Below are 2174 nucleotides of genomic sequence, written 5' to 3' on the forward strand. Positions count from 1 at the left end.
GCCAGGAAGTCGATGGCGAAGATGCTCGTCACCAGCGAGCCCCGCAGGAACCGCAGGCCCTCGAACAGTGAGGCCGCCGACACCCGCGCCGCCCCCGCGACCGGCGGGGAGGCGGCCAGGCCGGCGAAGAACCCGAGCGAGATCACGTAGGTGCCGACGTCGGCGGCGTAGGTGGGCGCCAGCCCCGCCGCTCCGATCACCGCCCCCGCCACCGCCGGGCCCACCATCATCCCGAACGACCCGTACGCCGACTGGAGGGTGAAGGCGGCGGGACGCAGCTCCTCCTCGAGGAGAAGGGGCAGGAGGGAGCGGACAACGGGGAAGGTGGCGGCCATGACCGCGCTCGACACCGCGCCCAGGAGGTACACCACCCACAGGAGCGGGTGAGCCAGGGAGGCGTTGAGGGTCAGGCCGCCCGAGCAGAGGAGCGCGCTCGACGTCACGACCACGAGCAGCCGGCGCTTGTCGAACCCGTCCGCGAACGTCCCGGCCACCAGTGAGAACAGGAGCAGTGGGGCCAGCTGGGCCAGCCCGAGGAGCCCGACATCCAGCGACGATCCGGTCTGGTGGTACACCTGGTACGGCAGCGCCGCGGTCGTCATCGTGCTGCCGATGAAGGACACGGCCTGGCCCAGCCACAACCGCCGGAAGTCCGCCGACACCCGGAGAGGCGTGGTGTCCATCAGCACGCGCACTGCCCGACGTTAGGAGGATTCCGGCCGCCCCGACCGGTATTTCGGCCGCCTCTGCGGTCGGGCGCGGTCAGCGCCGCGCCGATGCCTTGCGCCGCAAGCTAGCGATCCGGTAGCATGCGTTGCATGGTAGAGGTGGGTGGCCGGCGCACCCAGTTGCTCCGCGGCGTCCTGGACCTGTGCCTGCTGGCGGTGATGGGTGAGGGCCCGGCCTACGGCTACGAGATGACCAAGCGCCTGGGGGCCCGGGGCCTCTCGATCGTCGGCGAGGGCTCGATCTATCCGCTGCTCGGCCGGCTCGAGCGGGACGGCCTGGTCGACACCCACCGGGCCGCCAGCAACGGCGGGCCGCCCCGGAAGTACTACAGCCTCTCCCCCCAGGGGCGACGGGCGCTGTCATCGGGCCTACGGGAGTGGCGGGCCACGCGGGACGCGGTGGACGCTGTGCTGGGCCTCGGAGCGGAGGTGGAGTCATGAGTGGCCGGTTCGTGGACGAGTGCCGCAAGGAGTGGAAGCGCCTCGGCGTTCCCGACGCCGCCGCCGAGGAGATGGCGGCCGACCTGACAGCGGATCTGACCGAGGCGGCGGCGGAGGGGGCTGCGCCCGAGGAGGTGCTCGGCAACGGAGTGTTCAACGCCCGCGCCTTCGCCGCATCCAGGGCCACGGCCCGGGGCGTCGCCAGCCCCGGCCGGTACCTGGTGTCTACGGCGCGGCGCTCACCGTGGGTTCTGGCCGGAGGCAGTCTGGCCTCGCTCTTCGTCGCGGTGGTGGGTCTGGCCATAGCCGCCAGCGGTCACGCCTCGACGTCGTTGGCGATGGCCCGGCGCTCGATCAACCTGCCGATCCCCGCCCTGGTGCCGGGCCCCCGCCAGTTCACCATCGTCGGACCCCTCGGGCCGGCCCGGGCCGTGTTCCTCGACAACGGACCGCTTCACGTCCTGGGATTCGTGCTGCTGGTCGTGGGTGTCGCCGGCCTGGGCCTGACCCTGTGGCTGTGGAGGCGGTGGAGACCGTGCTCGGTCCACCAGCACCGGAGCGGGCCCGACGACAGCGTGGCGCTGCCGAGCTACCTCTGAGGACCACCTAGCGGGGGTCGTCGCGGAGCAGCCCGTACAGGACACCGTCGCGCCACCGCCCGTCCCGGAAGCGCCCCGCCCGCCTGACGCCCTCGCGCACGAAGCCGACCCTCTCCAGGGCGCGCTGCTCGGCGATGTTGTCCTTCTCCGTGCCGGCCTCCAGCCGGTGAACCGGATGGTTCGAGAACAGGTAGTCGACCAGCTGGCGCTGGGCATCCGTCCCGTAGCCCCTGCCCCGATGGTCGGGCAACAGGGCGATGCCGATCTCACAGGAGCCGAAGCGACCGGCCCGCCAGTTCACCAGGCCGATGCATGTGCGGTCCTCGAGGGCGACGCTCAGAAAGCCCTCCTCGCCCATCAGCCCGTCGCGGGACCAACGCCGTTCGAGCTCCTTCCACCGGTCGAC

The 2174-nt window shown here is 72.0% G+C and carries 4 protein-coding genes; 2 read left to right on the forward strand and 2 right to left on the reverse strand.

Features of this window, described 5'->3' with window-relative positions; all coding sequences use genetic code 11:
• A partial coding sequence (locus VFW24_17510; GenBank protein ID HEX5268566.1) for an MFS transporter occupies positions 1-695 on the reverse strand: 695 nt, incomplete at its 3' end.
• 123 nt (positions 696-818) lie between these two features.
• Here VFW24_17510 and VFW24_17515 point away from each other — a divergent pair.
• Together VFW24_17515 and VFW24_17520 are read left to right on the forward strand one after the other, a co-directional pair.
• Positions 819-1169 carry a PadR family transcriptional regulator gene (locus VFW24_17515; GenBank protein HEX5268567.1) on the forward strand — a complete coding sequence of 117 codons (351 nt, stop codon included), beginning with the start codon at positions 819-821 and terminating at the stop codon, positions 1167-1169.
• Positions 1166-1768, forward strand: coding sequence for a hypothetical protein (locus VFW24_17520; protein HEX5268568.1), 603 nt, complete (start codon positions 1166-1168; stop codon positions 1766-1768). Before VFW24_17515 ends, VFW24_17520 begins: the two co-directional genes overlap by 4 nt.
• Before the next feature lie 7 nt (positions 1769-1775).
• Here VFW24_17520 and VFW24_17525 read toward each other — a convergent pair.
• On the reverse strand, positions 1776-2174 hold a 399-nt coding region (locus VFW24_17525; protein HEX5268569.1), incomplete at its 5' end, for a GNAT family protein.

This window comes from Acidimicrobiales bacterium, assembly GCA_036273495.1.
GTDB lineage: Bacteria > Actinomycetota > Acidimicrobiia > Acidimicrobiales > JAJPHE01 > DASSEU01.